Raw genomic sequence first — 17,005 nt, 5'->3', positions numbered from 1 at the left:
TGAAGCAGGAGACGTGCCATCAGCTCGCGCTGTACTCGCGCAGCTTGCGCCAGAGCGTGTTGCGCCCGACCCCCAGCACGCGCGCGGCTTCCGCTTGAGCGCCGCCACAAGCATCGAGGACGCGGAGGATGTGCTCTCGCTCGACCTCCGCGAGCGACCGGAGCGCGACGGGCGCGCGAGGTGGGGGCGGCGCCGTGAGCAGCTCCTCCGGGAGGTCCTCGGCGTCGATCGACTCGCCTGTCGCGAGCGCCGCGCCGTGCTTCACGGCGTTCTGCAGCTCGCGCACGTTGCCCGGCCAGGGGTGGCGAAGGAGCACGGCTTTCGCGGCGTCGGTGAAGCCATGCGCCCTGGTGCGCTCCTCGCCCAGCATGCGGCGCGCGAGCGGGAGGATGTCGTCTCGCCGCTCACGGAGGGGCGGAACCTGCACGGAGAGAACCTTGAGGCGGTAGTAGAGATCTTCCCGGAAGGTCCCCCCTCGCACGCGCTGCAGGAGATCTCTGTGCGTCGCGCAGACGATGCGGACGTCGCTCTCGAAGGCCTGGTTCTCGCCGACGCGCCGGATCTCGCCGTCCTGCAGAGCGCGCAGCAGCTTGGCCTGCAGCGGCAGAGGCAGCTCGGCCACCTCGTCGAGGAAGAGCGTTCCCTTGCTCGCCGCCTCGAACAGCCCGCGCCGAATTTGCGTGGCGCCGGTGAAGGCTCCCTTGCCGTGCCCGAAGAGCTCGGACTCGAGGAGCTCGGCCGGCAAGGCCGCGACGTTGACCGGAACGAAGGGGCCGGACGCGCGCGGTGAGTTCGCGTGCAGCATCCGCGCGACGACCTCCTTGCCGGTCCCCGTCTCGCCCAGGACAGCGACCGGCGCCTCGCTCATCGCGAAGCGCGCCACCCGTCGAAACACGGTCTGCATCGCGGCGCTGCGGGCGACCACGTCGGTCGCCCCGGAGAGGCGCGGCGCGAGCGGGATCAGGCCGCAAACCTCGCAGCTCTGCGGGCACGTGTGTTCCATGTGTTCCATTCTGGAACGCACCACGGCAAGAGGCAAGGCAGCCAGCGATTTCGAGAGCGAATCAACGCGGATTCGCGGGCGATGGAGCGCCGGCACGGGCCCTGCTTGTACGGACGACAGGAGGTCCACCGTGCTGAGCCCAACCCAACCCGTCGCCAACATCGTCCTTGATCACTCCGAGTGCGCCCAGGTCTTCCAGCAGCATCGCATCGACTTCTGCTGCCGCGGAGAGCTCAGCCTCGAGCAAGCCGCCAAGGAGCGCGGAGTCGAGCTCACCGCGCTGCTGGGGCAGCTCGAGCGAGCCATCGCGGAACGGCGAGGCGACACGCCGGGCACGATGCGCGAAGCCTCGACGCCCGCTCTCATCGACCACATCGTCGGCAAGCACCACGCGTATCTGCGAACGGCGCTGCCCTTCGTGCGACCGCTCGCGGCGAAGGTCGCGCGGGTTCACGGGGAGCACAACCCGAAGTTGCGCGTCCTCGACGGCGCCGTGGGCGAGCTCTCGGAGACCCTGCTGGCGCACCTCGACGACGAGGAGGCGAACCTGTTTCCGGCGCTCCGTTCGGCGGGCGCCGACATCGACCCGGAAACAACACGGGCCCTCGCCGCGATGCGCGACGAGCACCTCGGGGTGGCCAAGCTCCTCGAGACCCTCCGTGATGCGAGCGACGATTTCGCGCTCCCCGACTGGGCCTGCGGCAGTTATCGCGCGCTGTTCGGCGAGCTTCAGGCGATCGAGCGAGACGTCTTTCAGCACGTTCACCTCGAGAACCACGTCCTCGCGCCGCGCTTCGGTCACGGTCGGGACGCTGTTGACGCTCAGGCTGGCTGAGGGTCCGCCGAGCAGGCCGCCTCCACCATTTTCGATCGCGACCGCGATCAGGACGGCCACATCCTCATCGTGTTCATCTGGAACACGCCGACCTCGCCTGCCGCGGGCCGGCTCCTGTTCGTCGGCCAGCTGAAGGGCACCACCGTCTCGGACCGGATCGAGCTGGGCACGATCGTCTTCTGATCGCGCGCCGGCCAGACACCGGCTGGAGGTGGCGCGGGGCTTGAGCGAGGAGGGCGACGACGATCCCGGGCTGCTCGCGGCCGCCGACGCCCAGCCCGACGAGGCCCTCCGCCGCGAGGCGCGCGGCGGCTGAGCCTCACTTGATGGTTCGGACGAGACGGAAGCCGACGCCTCGGGCCACCGAATCCGACGCTGGGTAATTCTGGCTGGCGACTCGCAGCATATCCCGCGAGCCCGCAACGTTGCTGCCTCGGGCCACGCGGAGATCCGGCGCGTCGGTCCTCAGGGCGATCTCCGTGGCAGGGTTCGTCACTGGACCCTCGACCTCGCGAAAGACGGGTCGATCGCTGGTCCACTCGACGACGTTGCCGAGCATGTCGAACAAGAGCCAGCGATTGGGCCGCTTCGTCCCCACGGGGTGCGTACGCCCTCCCGCGTTCACGTCATACCATGCGATGGGCTCGAGGCTCGGCTCGGGGTCGTAGCGCGCATCCGGATTCGTTCCGGTGATGTCACCTCCGTAGTATGCCGTCCTCGTTCCCGCGCGCGCGGCGTACTCCCATTCTGCCTCCGTTGGCAGGCGATAGCCCTCGCACTCGTAGACGCTCGTCGCGTCGCCCGTGAGATCCACGCGACCGCAACTCATGCCACGGCCCAGCTCGCCTTGACATTCGGAGAGCTCGAAGCAGGGCGCGAGCGGCGGCTCGTGACGTGCGGAGAGCAGGTTCGCGAAGAGCAGGGCTTCGAACCACGTCGCATAGCGAAGCGGGCACTCGTCGTCCTTGCAGGTCACCGGACCTTCCCGCACCTTCTCCGGCTTCTCTGGCATGACGCTGACGAGCTCCGACCACTGCTTGCGCGTCAGCTCGAACTGCCCGATCTCGAACCCGCGCTCGAGCGTGACCGCCCTTGGAATCTCGGTGTGTTCACCACGCCAGAGCTCGCTCTCCGGCGAGCCCATGATGAAGCAGCCCGGCGGAATGCGACACCAACCATTCGCGCACTCGGCCACCACCGCCGGATGCCGACACACGGATCCATCGGCGGAGGCGGCTTCCCAGCCAGCCACCTCCGGACCGGCCGGATCCATGTTGCTGGCCGGCACGACGGAGGGCTCCTGGCGCTCCGCCTCGGGCTGGCAGCCGAGGGGTACGATCAGGAGAGCCCAGAGAGCGACACCGATCGCGCACGTCATCGAACCGCTTGTATTCATGGCTCGTCGCTTACCACGAAGTCCAGCGTCGGGCCGAGCATTCCGAGGACCACGGCGGTCTTGCGTGTCATATAATTTTATCTAACCGTTTTATACACACATCTAATCCGCAGGGCCAGCGGCCCGCGATCGCCTGGATTTCGAGTGGCACGCGCCGTGCGACACGCAGCGACGACGGACCGACGGAAACGACGGAGACCGACAGAGACCGACGGACCCCATCGTGAACGAGCGTCGCGGCGCGGGCCGGACGGCTCGACCCCTCACCGGAGATCTTGCCATGGAGCGAAGCTACAACGTCATCCCCACGGACTCGGGCGTGCCCATCAAGGCGTGGACGGTCGGCGTGCCGTTCGAGCCCGCCGCGGAGGCGCAGCTCAAGAACCTCGCCGCGCTGCCGTTCATCCACAAGTGGATCGCCGTGATGCCCGACGCGCACCAGGGCATCGGCGCGACCGTGGGGAGCGTGGTCGCGACGAGCGGCGCGGTCATCCCGGCGGCGGTGGGCGTCGACATCGGCTGCGGGATGATGGCGGCGCGCACGAGCCTCTCCGCGTCGCGGCTGCCGGACGCGCTGCGCGGGCTCCGGACGGCCATCGAGGGCGCCGTGCCGCACGGCCGCACCGACAACGGCGGGAAGAACGACCGCGGCGCGTGGCGCTCGCCGCCCCCCGCCCAGGTCGCGGCGTGGGCCGAGCTCGAGCCGCGGTACCGGCAGATCGTCGAGAAGCACCCGCGCATCGGGCGCGGCTATGCCATCGAGCACCTCGGCACGCTCGGGACCGGCAACCACTTCATCGAGCTCTGCCTCGACGAGGAGGACCGCGTCTGGGTCATGCTGCACAGCGGGTCGCGCGGCGTCGGCAACCGGGTCGGGAGCTACTTCATCGAGCTCGCCAGGCAGGAGATGAGGCGCTTCTTCATCAACCTGCCCGACGACGACCTCGCGTACCTGCCGGACGGGACGAGGCACTTCCACGACTACATGCAGGCCGTGTCGTGGGCGCAGGACTTCGCGGCGGTGAACCGCGAGCTGATGATGGCGCAGGTGATCGAGGCGCTCCGTGGCTCGGGCGAGCTGCCGCCCTTCGACGCGACCGTGGAGGCGGTGAACTGCCACCACAACTACGTGGCGCGCGAGCACCACTACGGGAAGGACGTCCTCGTGACCCGCAAGGGCGCCGTCCGCGCGCAGGCGGGCGATCTCGGGATCATCCCGGGCAGCATGGGCGCGCGCTCGTTCATCGTCCGCGGGCTCGGCAACCCGGAGAGCTTCTGCAGCTCGAGCCACGGCGCGGGGCGCGTCATGTCGCGGGGCGAGGCGCGCCGCCGCTTCTCGGTGGCGGACCACGAGGCCGCGACCGCAGGCGTCGAGTGCCGCAAGGACGAGGACGTGATCGACGAGACGCCGGCCGCTTACAAGCCGATCGACGACGTGATGCGGGCGCAGAAGGATCTCGTCGAGATCGTCCACACCCTGCGGCAGGTCGTCTGCGTGAAGGGGTGAGCCGCGCGCCCCGGCGCGGGGCGGCTAGGGCGCGCCCGCGTGCGTCAGCGCCTCCCAGCCGATGTGGTTGCCGACCCGGGTGGAAGCGCTGCTCATCGCCCTGGCGCGCGTGATGAGCTCCTGGGTCTTCGGCATGCTGATCCCGCGCCGGTTGCGGAATTCGTTGTACCCGATCTCCCAGCCCATGACCGCCGAGCCGCCGCCGGCGGTCTTGGCGAAGCTGCTGCATGGCCAGTTCCGCGCCGGCATCCAGCCCGTGGGCGTCACCTCGACGCCGACCCGATTGCCCGTATTGTCGAGGTACTGCAGCACGTAATCGGCGTTCAGCTCGAGCGCCTCCCGCAGGCGGTTCTCGTGATGAACCGGGTCGTCGCTGTAGGCGCTGCGAGCATCGCCCTGGATGCGAAGGGTCTCTGCCATGTTCGCCAGCGAGCTGATGCCCATCTGCATGTGCCCGAGGTCGCGGCAGGTCTCCTGCTCCAGGCCGGCGATGTAGCGCGTCGGGTTGGTCCAGATCCCCGCGAGCTGGCCCTTCGCGTCGTTTGTGTAGCGCGGCTGGCCCTGGTAGATCGGATAGAGCGGCTGGCGGCCGTCGCTCGGCATGTAGATCATGGCCTTGGTCGAGTGCTCCACCTGGCTCACGGCGTACTCGTACTTCTCGCGATCGTTCGTGAAGATCGCGATGCCGAGCGCCGTCTCGTTCATCACGGAGGTCCGGTTCCCGGCGCCCGTCCAGCCGTCTTTCACCAGGCCCCAGTAGACGGTCTTGAAGTGATTCTCTTGCAGCGCCGTGTCCTCGGCCGTCCAGCCGCTGTACGTGTAACGCAAGATCTCCGCGGCCCGCAGGAAGTTGGTGCCCGCCCAGCCAGCGGCGAAGTGGCCGTTGGCGTAGACCTGACCGTTGTTGTCCGAAAAGCGGGGCTGATCGAACAGGATGGCGGTCAGCGTGCGCGCCCAGGCGTCGAGGATGCGCCTCGCGTTCTCGGCATACTGTGCGTCGCCGCTGTAGTGCCAGAGCAGCGCCTGCGTATAGGCGGCGTTCGCGTCGTTGACGATCTCGCTGCAGCCCGCTTGCTCGTAGCCCAGATCGAGGGCTTTTTGCTTCGAGCCAGGCGTGGAGCACTTCACGACCGGCACCGGGCTGGCGACGTAGTTCCGCTTTGCGTGCCTCGAGCCCCTGGCGAGCTGGTACTCCTTGCTCCAGGGCTCCTGGCCGCTGCCGATCTTCGCCTTGACGAAATCCAGTTGCTCCTTGCTGACCAGGATGCCCGGATGGACGAAGGCGCCGGCGGGGGCCGCGCTGGCGGAGATCTGGAGCTCCGTCACGCTGGCGTAGTCGTTCACGGTATTCCCGTTGACCGTGAGGCGGACGTACCGCGCGTCGACGGCCTGGAGCTCGACAGGCTGGAGCGAGGTGCTGGGCAGGCTCTTCCCCGCGAAGAGCGGCGAGAATTCTCGGCCGTCCGTGGACGTCGAGAGCGCGTAGTCGTAGATGCGCCCATCGACCCCGCCGTTGTACCAGCCCAGAGAGATGCCGCAGATACGCTGCGTCGCGCCCAGGTCTGCCGTCACGTAGGCGCCCTTGCCGCGGCCCGACCACCGGGTGGCCAGGCTGCCATCGGCGACGTTCGCCGCCGGGTTCTCGGCTTGCGCGACGCTGGCGACGAGGCTCGTCGGCGTGAGACGGACCGTGCAGCCAGGCGCCGCGAGCGACGATTGCCGCTGGTCACCGACGTGATCGCTGTCCGTCGCGGCGCCCTCGTCAGCGCCCGTATCGGCGCCCACGACGCAGCCCGCGAGAACGGCCGTCAGGGCGACACACAGCGTGGGAACGGTAGTGCGTAAGCTCAAGGAGGTCTCCTTTCGGTGGATCATTTCACGCGCATCCGGGAGGGAGCGTGTGCGATGGCGCCACCAAGCAAGATCAAAGCTATCAAGGAGATGAGATACGGTATTGCCCGGCGTTGTCAAGCCTGCGCCGGGGAGCCTGCTTCAGGTTGAGAGCTCGTTGCTTTGCTTGTGGTTTAATTTGCCTCCCTCCTCGAAAAAGGATGTGCGTCGGTGTCATGTCCGCCCACCGAACGGGCTGCTTTCCACCTCTTCGACCGCTGCGTGAAGATCGGCGTCCCCACCAGCGACACGACCCCTGCCGCCGCGAACGCGTACCAGATCTCGTACGGCCGATACGTCTCCCAGAGCAGCCGCGTGGACTCGACGGCGTCGATGTTCAGCTCCTCCTGCAGCTTCCTGAGCGCCTCCCGCCGCGAGACCCTCGACCCATGAACGAGGCGCCACGACGCTCGCGGTCCCGCCACTTCGGTTTGCCGCGCCACACTTCCTCGCGCTGCGATCCGGCTTCTTTTGCTTACGCGCACCGTCTCCGAGGTTTCCCGATGCCGGCACACCCGCGGCGCTCGGGTGGTCACCTTCGAGCCGTCCATCATGGTGAACGGGTCGTGGTGCCGGACGCGGACGACGTGTTGCCAGCCGACGAAGAGCCGCTGGTCGGGCCGCCGTAGCTGGTGGTGGTCATCCTCATCCGTCGTGATGCCGCCATCGCTGGGGCCGCACGCGACGAACAGAGGGAGGAGGGCGGTCAGGGGGAGAAGTTGGGTCGGCGCGACATCCTGGGACGCCCGTTCCCAGCGGACGGCGGTTCGATCACGCTTATCGCTGGGAATCGCATCGCTGGCGTGGGCAGCCTTCAGTCCAGCCGCAAAGTTACATCATGCATGCAGCCGATGTAATCTGTCCTGCTCGGTTCTGGGACCGCCTCGCGCCAAGTAGCGCTTGTGGAGCATCCGATGAGGCGACATTTTTCGAGCAAGGCTTCTCTCGTCGCGATCTCGCAGCGTCTGGTCGTCTGCTCGTCGCCGGCGAGCGAGCCGGGCCTGGACGGCGAATGACCGACGCCCGGGAATTACGCCGAATGGAGGGCAAGGCCAGAACGGCCTTCATGCCCCCCAAGGGCATCACTACTGCAGCACTGTCTCCATATCCCAGTCAATCCACATGCTTTTCCATTCGCTGACCGGCTGTTGAACGCCATCGTTCAGGATGTTCATCACGTCCGTGTTTGCGCTGGCATTGCCGTCGAATGCTCGCTTGAACATTTCGCCTGCAATGGCGGTTTGAGAGCCCGATGCGCCGCAGTGGTTTGCGCTGTACATCTGAAAAGCCATGCGCTCTGGAACACCGAGCGCTTTCCATACCGGTTTTGCGGCCCATGCGGAGAGCGCCTCACAGGTTCCCCCCAGGTGACACCATGCGTCCTTGCCATTGGCATTCGTGAAGTGCACCAGATGCCGTGGAGCGATAGTCGCCAGGAGCAAATGCGTATCAAAGGGGAGGTTGTATACCTTCGAGGGGTCGTTTCGGAGCCAGCGGGCCGCACCGGTCACCCAGGGGCCGCAGATGCCGCTGTCTTCGAGGTTGTCGATGCTCTGAGGTTTGGCATCTCGGCACTGCCAAGTAGCACCACCCTCGCCGTGCCTGAACCACTCTGCCTGACGCAAGTTGGCTACACCACCACCGCCCGATTCCACGATGACAACCACCGGTACACGACTGAAGACACCCGCCAGGTAAGCACCTTTTCCACACCCGGAGCATCCCGACACCATCATCTTTGTGGGATCATGCCCGCCGCCCGGGTTCTGCTCCAACACGTCCATCACCCGGTCGATCATCCATCCGTTGGCGATGTTGGTGTTGATCTCGGACAGGCCGAAGAGATTTCTGATCTTGCCTTCAAAGCCGCTTCCAAACGATAGCGTCTTGCTGCCTGATGGAAAGATCCCGCCCGACAGCTTGAGCGCGATCACATCGCCGGATCCGCTGATGCTCGCCGAGAAGCTCTCTGTTTTTCCACCTGCCTTGGCAGTGATTGAAACGGTACCTCCGGATACGGTTCCGGTCACCTCATCCGGTTCGGGGGGGACTGGACCGTAGAGGTACTTGGCTGCCATCGCCAGGATTTCCTTGCGGCGGCACTCCCACTGCTCTTTGGTCGTGACCTTCGTTCCGTCGAAGAAGGTGAACGGATCCGGGAGTTTCCGGTTCACCTCGGTCAGACCACTCGGTTCAGGCAAAGTGGGCAGGGTACACGTGAAGTCGCCGCCGCCAGTCCCGCTGGTCCCGCCAGTCCCGCTGGTCGTGGAGCCGCCCGCGCCGGCTCCACCCGTCGGAGCACCGCCGCCCGTACCGGCGACTCCGCTGGTCGCGGAAGCACCGCTGGTCGCGGAAGCACCGCTGGTCGCGGAGCCTCCACCCGTGGTGACCCCCCCGCTCCCGCTCGATGTCCCGCCGCCTGTGCCCGGAGCGTCTCCCCCGGCACCGCCGGATCCTATTTCCGAAGAGCAGCCAGGGAAGTTCAAGAGGGCGAGGACGGGAATCGCGAGAGCGGCTAATTTGCGCGAGGCACGAGAACGGACAGGCATGAAGGCCTCCATGTTTCGAGTGCAGTGCCGGAATGCGACACGCGGTGCATGACACGTAGTACGTGACACGCGGGAAAACCGCGGTGTTTATAGCAGACGATAGTGAAATCTGTGCGTTTTTTCGCGTTTGTGACGCTGTTTTCGTGATGTGTGCGAATTTGCGGTGTGACTATGCCAATGGCACGTGAACGAGAAGTCTCAGGGCGCGGTGCGATTCATTCGCCGTCAAGCCGAGGACCCGTGAACTGAGCTATGAGAGCGGCGCGCCCGAGGCCTGAGGGAGCAAGTCCCGGATCTGGCTATGCGCTCCGCGCGAGCACGAACTCTCGCTTCCTCGCTGTGTTCTCTGCAGTCGCCTGCGGTGGGCGGACGTCGCTCGATGAGGAGAATTTCTTCCCGGACGACGCCTCCGGTCCAGCCGGGTCCGGAGGGAAGAGCCTCGGAGCCGGTGGTCTGGGAGCTGGCGCAGCGACGCAGCTGTCCGTCACGGTGGCCTCCTTGGTCTGCTTCGGGCCGGTCTCGTCGTGCTGGATCATCTCCGAGATTTCCCGCTGCCGGCACACCCGCCGCCTCGCTGAAGGCGGGCATGTTGGGCACGGCACAGTCCGCGCCGGGGGTCTCCACCCCGACCAGCGTGGTGCCCCCGCCGCCCGTCGGGTCCGAGCCGCCGACGCCCGCACCGCTCGTCGAGGGACCGCCCGTTCCCGAGGTCACGCCACGGGTGCTACCGCCGCCGGCGCCGGCCACGGACGACGTGGTGCCAGCCGACGAAGAGCCGCCGGTCGGGCTGCCGGTGCTGGTGGTGTCATCCTCATCGACTGTGATGCCGCCATCGCTGGGGCCGCACGCGACGAGCAGGGGCAGGAGGGCCGTTGGGGGGAGAGGTTCGGAGAAGGTTGGCCGGAACGACATCACCAGACGCCCATTCCCAGCGGAGGGCGCTTCGATCACGCTTATCGCTGGGAATCGTACGACCGAGCGGGCAGCGTTTGGTTAGAATGCAAATGTTCAGCAAAGTTGTAGTCGATGTGATCCATCCGGATCGTCTCCGGGCCTCGCGCACGTCAAGCTCGTGGGGACCTACGAGAAGGGGAGCGGCGTCACGACGCTCGCGGTCCCGCCACTTCGGTTCGCCGCGTCACACTTCCTCGCGCAGCGATCCGGCTTCTTTTATTTACGCGCCGTTTGCAGCGCTGGTTCGGCGACGTCCCCGTGGAGATCTTCGTGAATCCCGCCGCGCCGTCCGCGAGTACTGGGCCGCCGAGCACCAGCGCGGGCGGCCGTCCACCGCGCACACGCTCGCCACGGGCTTTCTGGTACTTGGATCTCCGCTCCTCCCCGGCGTCGATTCCTATGTGGGTCGTGTAGGTGCCAGTGTGACCGTGCAGATCCAGGGTAAATGACGCTCTCATGAGCTCACCCACCCCCGGATGGTCCGCAGTCGGCGTCACCCGGGTTGCGCCATGTGTCTTTTGTGGTTTAGTCTCCTCTCCCTTATCGAGCCGCTTGACTGAAGAGCTGCTTAACAATAACCGAAAGGAAACCGACGTTGAACTTGACGAATCTCGGCGCCAGAGCCTGCGTCGTTGGCGCGATCTCGCTGCTTGGATGGGCCGGTTGCGCCTCCCCCGATCCCCAGGGCACGGACCTCGAGGGCGACATCGTCGGTGAGGTGGGCGAGGCCGTTCAACCCCTCTCGACTGTAACCTTCCGCTCCAGCTCGACAGCGACGGCGAAGAACGTGACCTCGTTGGCCGTCGCGAGGCCGGCGGGCGTCGTGCAAGGCGATGTCCTGATCGCGCGCGTCGCCAACCGGAACCACGTGGAGGCGGTGATCGCTCCGCCGGCGGGATGGACGCTGCTCCGCTCGGATCAGAGCGCGTCCGCCATCAAGTCATGGGTCCTCTGGAAGGTGGCGACAAGCGCGGAGCCCGCGAGCTACTCCTTCGGCTTCGACGTCTCTGCCTACGTGGCGGGGAGCATCGTGGCTTTCAGCGGCGCCGATCCCGCGAACCCGATCGACGCGGTGAGCGGTCAGAAGAACGGCAACTCGGCGACCCTGGCCGCGCCCGCGGTCACCACGACGGCGGCGAACGGCGTCGCGGTCTGGTTCGGCACGCAGGTCTGGGCGGGCTCGGCCTGCCCGGCGAGCCCGATCCAGCCGCCCTCGGGCTTCACCGAGCCCTTTGACACGTGCCTCCTCTCGTCGTCCACGGGTCTCCTGTTCGACGCGGCGTACGCGCAGCTCGGCGCTGCGGGCGCGCAGCCGGCGTGGAGCGGCACCTCTCCGTTCCCCAACACGAACACCGCGCAGGTCATCACGCTGAGGCCGGCCGGCGCCCCGAGCTGCTCCGCGGGCGATACGTTCGCGAGCACCTACACCACGCTCGGGAAGCTGGCCTCGACCGACATCGTCGAGGTGTCCGGGCTCGCCGCGAGCCGCGTCAACCCGGGCATCCTGTACGCGCACAGCGAGAACAACGCGAACTTCGTGGCGATCAACAAGACCGACGCCGCCCTGGTCGTCGGGAACTACGTCGCCGGCGTGCTCCCCTGGGACTGGGAGGACATCGCGACCGGCCCGTGCCCTGCGGGGAGCTGCATCTTCATGGCAGACATCGGCAAGAAGAGCGGGCATCCGCCGCCCGAGCCGACGACCTTCGCCGTGTACCGCATGCGGGAGCCGAACCTCGCCGCGGGTGAGACGAGCGGCACGGTGTCTGGCGACAGGTTCCCCTTCCAGTATCCGGACACGCCGCAGAACGCGGAGGCGCTCATGGTGCACCCGACGACGGGGGACATCTACGTCGTCACGAAGGTCGGCACCACAGGGCTCAGCAAGGCGTACAAGTTCCCCAAGCCGCTTCCGGCGCCCAACACCATGTCCACGCTGATTCACGTGGCAGATCTCCAGATCCCCCTGGGCGCGGACGAGAACGCCCGGTCGGTCACCGCCGGGACCATCCATCCGTGCGCCAACCGCTTCCTGCTGCGCACCTACCGGGCCGTCTACGAGTACCGAGCGCCTGCCGGAGGGAGCTTCGAGTCAGCCTTTGCGGCGTCGCCCGTCGCGCTCACCGACACGGTGGAGGGGCAAGGCGAGTCCATCGAATACGATGCGGACGGCTCCGGATATTTCACGATGACCGAGAGAGAAGCCGCGCCGTACCCGCTGAAGCGCGTCGCTCGCCAGTAGGACGAGACAGAGGACCACACAGCGGATCTCGGCCGAGGAGCGGCCGAGATCCGCTGGAGATGTCCGAGCCGCCGCGCGCGGGCGCCGTCGCGGCGGGCTCCCACGCCGCAGGGAAATCCACGGTCGGGTTCGGCGCCCCGTTGGCGAACGGGACCCCCTCCTCGAGGCACGCCCAGGCGTAGATCTGCGAGCTCGAGATGGCCGGGTGATTCGACAGGATTCAGCTCAGCCGCTCCCGGCCTGCCTCGATCCAGCTCAGCCGTTGGCGGCCCGGGGCAGCGGCGTGTCGCTCTCCGACCCCGCCAGCGCAGGCGCGTGACGGGCCAGCCCGAGCGCGCTCCGGAAACCCTCGATCGTCCGGCGCAGGCCCACCCGCAGCGGCACCTTCGGCTCGAACCCGAGCGCCCGCTTCGCATGATCGATGACCGGCTGCCGCTGCCGCGGATCGTCCTGCGGCAGCGGGCGGAACGCGATCCGGCTCCGGCTCCCGGTCAGGTGAATCACCTCCTCGGCGAGCTCCAGCACCGTGAACTCCTCGGGGTTACCGAGGTTCACGGGGCCCGTCTCGGTGGGGTGCTCCATCAGCCGGACGATCCCCTCGACGAGATCGTCCACGTAACAGAAGCTCCGGGTCTGGGCGCCGGCGCCGTAGACCGTCAGATCCTCGCCCCGGAGCGCCTGGACGATGAAGTTCGACACCACGCGCCCGTCGTCGAGCGCCATCCGCGGACCGTAGGTGTTGAAGATCCGCGCCAGCCGCACCTCGACGCCGTGACGACGGTGGAAGTCCATCATCAGCGACTCGGCGCAGCGCTTCCCCTCGTCGTAACACGAGCGGATCCCGACCGGGTTCACCGAGCCCCTGTAGCTCTCCGGCTGCGGGTGGACCTCGGGATCGCCGTAGACCTCGCTCGTCGACGCCTGGAAGACCCGCGCCCCGCGGCCCTCGGCGAGCTTCAGCGCGTGGAACGTGCCGACCACGTTGACCAGCGTGGTCCGCACCGGATCGCGCTGGTAATGGGGTGGGCTCGCCGGCGAGGCGAGGTTGTAGATGCGGTCGACCTCGACGTCGTACGGTCGGGTGACGTCGTGCTCCACCAGCCGGAAGCGGCGATGGGGAAGGAGGTGAGCGACGTTGACCCGGGATCCGGTCGAGAGATCGTCGAGCGCGACGACCTCGTGGCCGTCGCGGATCAGCCGATCACAAAGGTGGGAGCCGACGAAGCCGGCGCCCCCGGTCACCAGGATGCGCAGCGCAGCGCTCATGTCTCACTGACCTCCTTTCCCTGCTCCTCGAGGAGCTCCCGGGCGTATCTCTCCAGCGCTTCGGCGCGGTGCGCCGCGGTGTGCCGGGCGAGCACGCGCCCGCGCGCCCGCTGCCCGATCGCGATCCGCTCCCGCTCCGGGAGCTCGCGGAGCAGGCGGAGCGCCTCCTCCGGGGAGCGGGCCACGAGGATCTCCTTGCCCGGCTCGAAGAGCTCGGCGAGCCCCGGCCAGTCGTCGCTGATCACCGGCACGCCGCAGGCCGCCGCCTCGAAGAGGCGCACGCTGGGGGAGTACCCCGCCTCGAGCATGTCCCGCCGCGTGACGTTGAGCGTGAAGCGCTGCGCGCCGTAGAAGCCGCGGTGCTCGCCCGGCGGGATGTGATCCGCCCTGTCGACGTTCGCCGGCCAGCCGATGTCCGCCGGGTACTGCGGCCCCGCCACAGCGAAGCGGCCCTGCGCCCAGCGGCGCGCCGGCTCGACAAGGAGGCGATCCAGCGTGGGCTGGCGATCGGGGCTGTAGGTGCCGAGATAACCGAGATCCCACCGGGGCGAGGTGCGCTCCGGGAAATACTCGTCCGGATCCACGGAGCAGTAGAGCGGGCGCGCCCGCTTCGCCCCGTAGCGGCGCTCGAGCCTTTCGAGCGTGGGGCCGCCGGTGAACGAGAGGTACAGGTCGTAGCGCGGGATCAGCGCCGGAGACAGGTACTCTGTGTCGCCCCGCTCGAGCTTCCTGAGCGTCACCGGCGTGTCGATGTCGTAGAACGCGGTCTTCCCGCGCGCCGCCTCCGTCACCCAGGCGCCGACCTCGACCCCGTCGGGCACGTAGGAGCCGACGACCACCAGGTCCGCGTCGCGCACCGCGTCCCCGAAGCGCGCGCGGAGGTCGTCGAGCCCCTGGTAGAGCTCGGTCCGGCCGTACGGCGGGCGCGGCAGATCGCGGTTCTCCGCGTAGAACCAGAGATCCCGCTCGAGGAACAGCGCGCGGTGCCCGCGCTCCGCCAGCCGCTTGAGGAGCCCGCGGTAGGTCGTCGCGTGGCCGTTGCCCCACGACGAGGTGATCGACAGGCCCAGGAAAACGAAGGAGATGGGCCTCACGGCGCGACCGCGGTGAGGGGTGCGTCGTCGGGGCGGGCCAGCAGCGCTTCGACCTGCTTCGCCCGCTCCGCGTAGGTGTGCTCGGCCAGCACGCGCCGCTTCGCCGCCTGGCCGATGGCGCGGGCCCGCGCGGGCGTGAGCGCCCGGAGGAGCTCCGCGACCTCGTCGCCGCTCCTGGCGACAAGCACCTCGCGCTCGGGCTCGAGGAAGAGCTCGATCCCCTCCCACGCGTCGGTGATGAGGCACGCGGCCGCGCCCGCGGCCTCGAAGACCCGGGTCGCCGGGGAGAATCCCACCGACGCCATGCTGTCGCGGGCCACGTTCAGCACCGCGCGGGCGCTCGCGTTGAAGGCGTTGTGATCGGCGGTGTAGACGTGCCCGACGTACCGGACGTTCGGGGGCATCGCCTTGTCCTGCCAGCCGCTGCCGCCGAGCAGGAACCGGAGCTCGGGGAGCGCGGCCGCGGGCCGCAGGAAGAACTCCTCCACGCGCCGCTCCCGGTCCGGGAGGCGGTTGGCGAGGAGCGCAAAATCACAATCAAATCGAGGACTTGATGCAGTTTCGAAGTGCGTCTCGGGGTCGAGCGCGTTGGGGATCGGCACGCAGCGCCGGGCGCCGAGCGCCTCGTAGCCGCGCACCACGGGGTCGCCGCCGCCGTAGGTGAAGACCAGGCTGTAGCGCGGGATCTGGGCGCGGAACGGCTCCGACGGGCTCGCGCGGACCCGCTCGAGCGTGGCCGGGGCGTCGACGTCCCAGAAGACGGTCGTCAGCCCCGGCCGCTCGAGCGCGGCGACCTCGGCCTCGAGGAGCTCGTCGAAGACGCCGACGCCGCTGGCCTTGACGACCACGTCGGCGCTCCTCGCCTGCTCGATGAGCCGCCTGGGCTCGGCGGCGTCCGCGCCGGAGTAGACAACCACGCGGGCCCACGGCGGATCCTCGATGTCGCGGTGCTCCTGTCGGTCGTAGGCGTCCGGCTCGTAGAAGGTGACCCGGTGCCCTCGCGCGGCGAGGGCGCGGATGATGCCGCGGTAGTAGGTGGCGGCTCCGTTCCAGTAGGCGGAGACGAGGCTCGATCCGAAGAAGGCGATGTCGAGCTGTCGACTCGAGGTCGGGCGTTGGTTGTGTCGATTCATGACGTGGCTCGCTGGGTTGTGATGGCGGGCACGGTGAGATCGACCTCGATACCGAGGTCGGCCGAGATGCAGAGGAGCTCGTCGACGCGGTGGGCGCAGGTGTGGCGGGCGAGGACCGTTTTGCGCCCCCGCTCCGCCAGCTCGGCGGCCATGGCGGGCTCGGCGAGGAGGGCCGCGAGGTGCTTCTTCATCTCCGCGCCGTCCCGCGCGACGAGGTAGTCGAGGCCGGGCGAGAACAGCGCTTCCGCGTCGCTCCACGGGGAGCAGACGAGCGGGATGGCGCAGGCCATGGCCTCGAACGGCCGGATGGTCGGGATGCCCGGGAGCGACGCGACGTAGGGCCGCCTCGGCACGTGGACGGTCACCCTCGCCCGCGCGAAGGCGTCGGGCGCGCGGTGGTTGGGGAGCCAGCCGCGGTGCTCGATCCCGGCCGCCTCGAGCGCGGCGCGGGCGTGCTCGGGGTAGCGCACCCCGTGCACGCGGGCGGAGAGGCCGAGAGCGCGCGCCGGGCCGATCAGGAACTCGTCGAGCTCGCGGGTGCGCTCCTCGTCGCCCCAGTTGCCGATCCACACGAGGTCGCGCTCGGGCTGGAGCTCGCGGCGCGGGCGGAAGACCCGGGTGTCGGCGGCCTCGTGCCAGATGAACGCCCGGCGGGCCCAGCGGCGCTCGAGATAGATGTCGCGGATCACCCGGCCGAAGGCGAGGACGCCGTCGTAGTGGGTGAGGTCGTAGCGGGTCATGGCCCCGGGGTCGGTGACCGACCGGTGGTGCGTGTCGTGGAAGAGCAGCCGGTACGACGCGCCCGTCCGGTGGGCGCCGATGCGGGCGACAAGCTCGGGCTCGCTCCACTCGTGGACGATCACCAGCGCGGCGCCCTCGAGCGCCTCGTCCAGGTCGAGCGAGGCGAGGTCGTAGCGGATCGGGTCGACGTGCGGATAGACCTCCCGCACCTCGCGCAGCGGGGCCTCGCCGTGATCGGCGACGAGGTTCTGGAGGCTCCACGCGTCCCGCGGCTCGAAGACGACGATCTCGTGCCCGCGCTCGGCGAGCTCGGTGACCACGCCCCGGAGGAAGTGCGCGTTCCCATGATTCCAGTCGGACAGCAGCGAGTGGCAGAACAGGGCGATGCGCATGGC

At 68.4% G+C, this 17,005-nt stretch carries 13 protein-coding genes; 4 read left to right on the top strand and 9 right to left on the bottom strand.

The annotated features are described in order from the left end of the window. Window positions 1-19 precede the first annotated feature (19 nt). Entirely contained in the window at window positions 20-1,003 is a 984-nt protein-coding gene (locus WMF28_RS34135) for a sigma-54 interaction domain-containing protein (RefSeq protein ID WP_437597682.1), read from the bottom strand. A gap of 130 nt (window positions 1,004-1,133) precedes the next feature. Here WMF28_RS34135 and ric point away from each other — a divergent pair, with 130 nt between their 5' ends. Next, complete coding sequence (gene ric, locus WMF28_RS34130; protein WP_437597681.1) at window positions 1,134-1,838, top strand: iron-sulfur cluster repair di-iron protein; 705 nt, start codon at window positions 1,134-1,136, stop codon at window positions 1,836-1,838. Window positions 1,839-2,157: 319 nt separating this feature from the next. On the opposite strand, the gene WMF28_RS34125 is transcribed toward ric, so the two are convergent. After that, window positions 2,158-3,234: a formylglycine-generating enzyme family protein gene (locus WMF28_RS34125; protein WP_437597679.1), complete on the bottom strand. Its 1,077-nt coding sequence runs from the start codon at window positions 3,232-3,234 to the stop codon at window positions 2,158-2,160. 280 nt (window positions 3,235-3,514) lie between these two features. Here WMF28_RS34125 and WMF28_RS34120 point away from each other — a divergent pair, with 280 nt between their 5' ends. Beyond that, entirely contained in the window at window positions 3,515-4,741 is a 1,227-nt protein-coding gene (locus WMF28_RS34120; RefSeq protein WP_437597678.1) for an RtcB family protein, read from the top strand. Between the two features lie 24 nt (window positions 4,742-4,765). Here WMF28_RS34120 and WMF28_RS34115 read toward each other — a convergent pair whose 3' ends face one another. Further along, a complete protein-coding gene (locus tag WMF28_RS34115) occupies window positions 4,766-6,592 on the bottom strand; it encodes a discoidin domain-containing protein (protein ID WP_437597677.1) in 1,827 nt (608 codons plus the stop codon). 210 nt (window positions 6,593-6,802) lie between these two features. Here WMF28_RS34115 and WMF28_RS34110 point away from each other — a divergent pair, with 210 nt between their 5' ends. Continuing rightward, the gene (locus WMF28_RS34110) at window positions 6,803-7,024 is read left to right on the top strand and encodes a hypothetical protein (protein WP_437597676.1); all 222 of its coding nucleotides are present in this window, start codon (window positions 6,803-6,805) and stop codon (window positions 7,022-7,024) included. Between the two features lie 692 nt (window positions 7,025-7,716). On the opposite strand, the gene WMF28_RS34105 is transcribed toward WMF28_RS34110, so the two are convergent. Beyond that, on the bottom strand, window positions 7,717-8,805 hold the full coding sequence (locus WMF28_RS34105) for a glucuronyl esterase domain-containing protein (protein WP_437597675.1): 1,089 nt from the start codon (window positions 8,803-8,805) through the stop codon (window positions 7,717-7,719). A gap of 1,924 nt (window positions 8,806-10,729) precedes the next feature. Between WMF28_RS34105 and WMF28_RS34100 the strand changes: the two genes are divergently transcribed. Beyond that, entirely contained in the window at window positions 10,730-12,376 is a 1,647-nt protein-coding gene (locus WMF28_RS34100; RefSeq protein WP_437597673.1) for a cell wall anchor protein, read from the top strand. On the opposite strand, the gene WMF28_RS34095 is transcribed toward WMF28_RS34100, so the two are convergent. From WMF28_RS34095 to WMF28_RS34075, 5 genes are all read right to left on the bottom strand, one after another. Continuing rightward, complete coding sequence (locus WMF28_RS34095) at window positions 12,318-12,560, bottom strand: inositol-3-phosphate synthase (protein WP_437604334.1); 243 nt, start codon at window positions 12,558-12,560, stop codon at window positions 12,318-12,320. The genes WMF28_RS34100 and WMF28_RS34095 overlap by 59 nt on opposite strands. A 71-nt stretch (window positions 12,561-12,631) precedes the next feature. Then, window positions 12,632-13,642 carry a UDP-glucuronic acid decarboxylase family protein gene (locus tag WMF28_RS34090; protein WP_437597672.1) on the bottom strand — a complete coding sequence of 337 codons (1,011 nt, stop codon included), beginning with the start codon at window positions 13,640-13,642 and terminating at the stop codon, window positions 12,632-12,634. Continuing rightward, window positions 13,639-14,736 carry a CgeB family protein gene (locus WMF28_RS34085; RefSeq protein ID WP_437597671.1) on the bottom strand — a complete coding sequence of 366 codons (1,098 nt, stop codon included), beginning with the start codon at window positions 14,734-14,736 and terminating at the stop codon, window positions 13,639-13,641. Before WMF28_RS34085 ends, WMF28_RS34090 begins: the two co-directional genes overlap by 4 nt. Further along, window positions 14,733-15,869: a CgeB family protein gene (locus tag WMF28_RS34080; protein WP_437597670.1), complete on the bottom strand. Its 1,137-nt coding sequence runs from the start codon at window positions 15,867-15,869 to the stop codon at window positions 14,733-14,735. The genes WMF28_RS34085 and WMF28_RS34080 overlap by 4 nt, the downstream gene beginning before the upstream one ends. Then, complete coding sequence (locus WMF28_RS34075; RefSeq protein WP_437597669.1) at window positions 15,866-17,002, bottom strand: CgeB family protein; 1,137 nt, start codon at window positions 17,000-17,002, stop codon at window positions 15,866-15,868. Before WMF28_RS34075 ends, WMF28_RS34080 begins: the two co-directional genes overlap by 4 nt. Window positions 17,003-17,005 lie beyond the last annotated feature (3 nt).

Source organism: Sorangium sp. So ce590, assembly GCF_051521365.1.
Taxonomy (GTDB): Bacteria; Myxococcota_A; Polyangia; order Polyangiales; family Polyangiaceae; genus Sorangium.
This window is presented reverse-complemented; position numbering and strand designations above follow the sequence as displayed.

Excerpts from the sequence above, each read along its gene's own strand:
- WMF28_RS34120 (WP_437597678.1), top strand. The coding sequence starts at position 3,515 with ATGGAGCGAAGCTACAACGTCATCCCCACGGACTCGGGCGTGCCCATC.
- WMF28_RS34075 (WP_437597669.1), bottom strand. The coding sequence starts at position 17,002 with ATGCGCATCGCCCTGTTCTGCCACTCGCTGCTGTCCGACTGGAATCAT.
- WMF28_RS34090 (WP_437597672.1), bottom strand. The coding sequence starts at position 13,642 with ATGAGCGCTGCGCTGCGCATCCTGGTGACCGGGGGCGCCGGCTTCGTC.
- WMF28_RS34135 (WP_437597682.1), bottom strand. The coding sequence starts at position 1,003 with ATGGAACACACGTGCCCGCAGAGCTGCGAGGTTTGCGGCCTGATCCCG.
- WMF28_RS34125 (WP_437597679.1), bottom strand. The coding sequence starts at position 3,234 with ATGAATACAAGCGGTTCGATGACGTGCGCGATCGGTGTCGCTCTCTGG.
- WMF28_RS34080 (WP_437597670.1), bottom strand. The coding sequence starts at position 15,869 with ATGAATCGACACAACCAACGCCCGACCTCGAGTCGACAGCTCGACATC.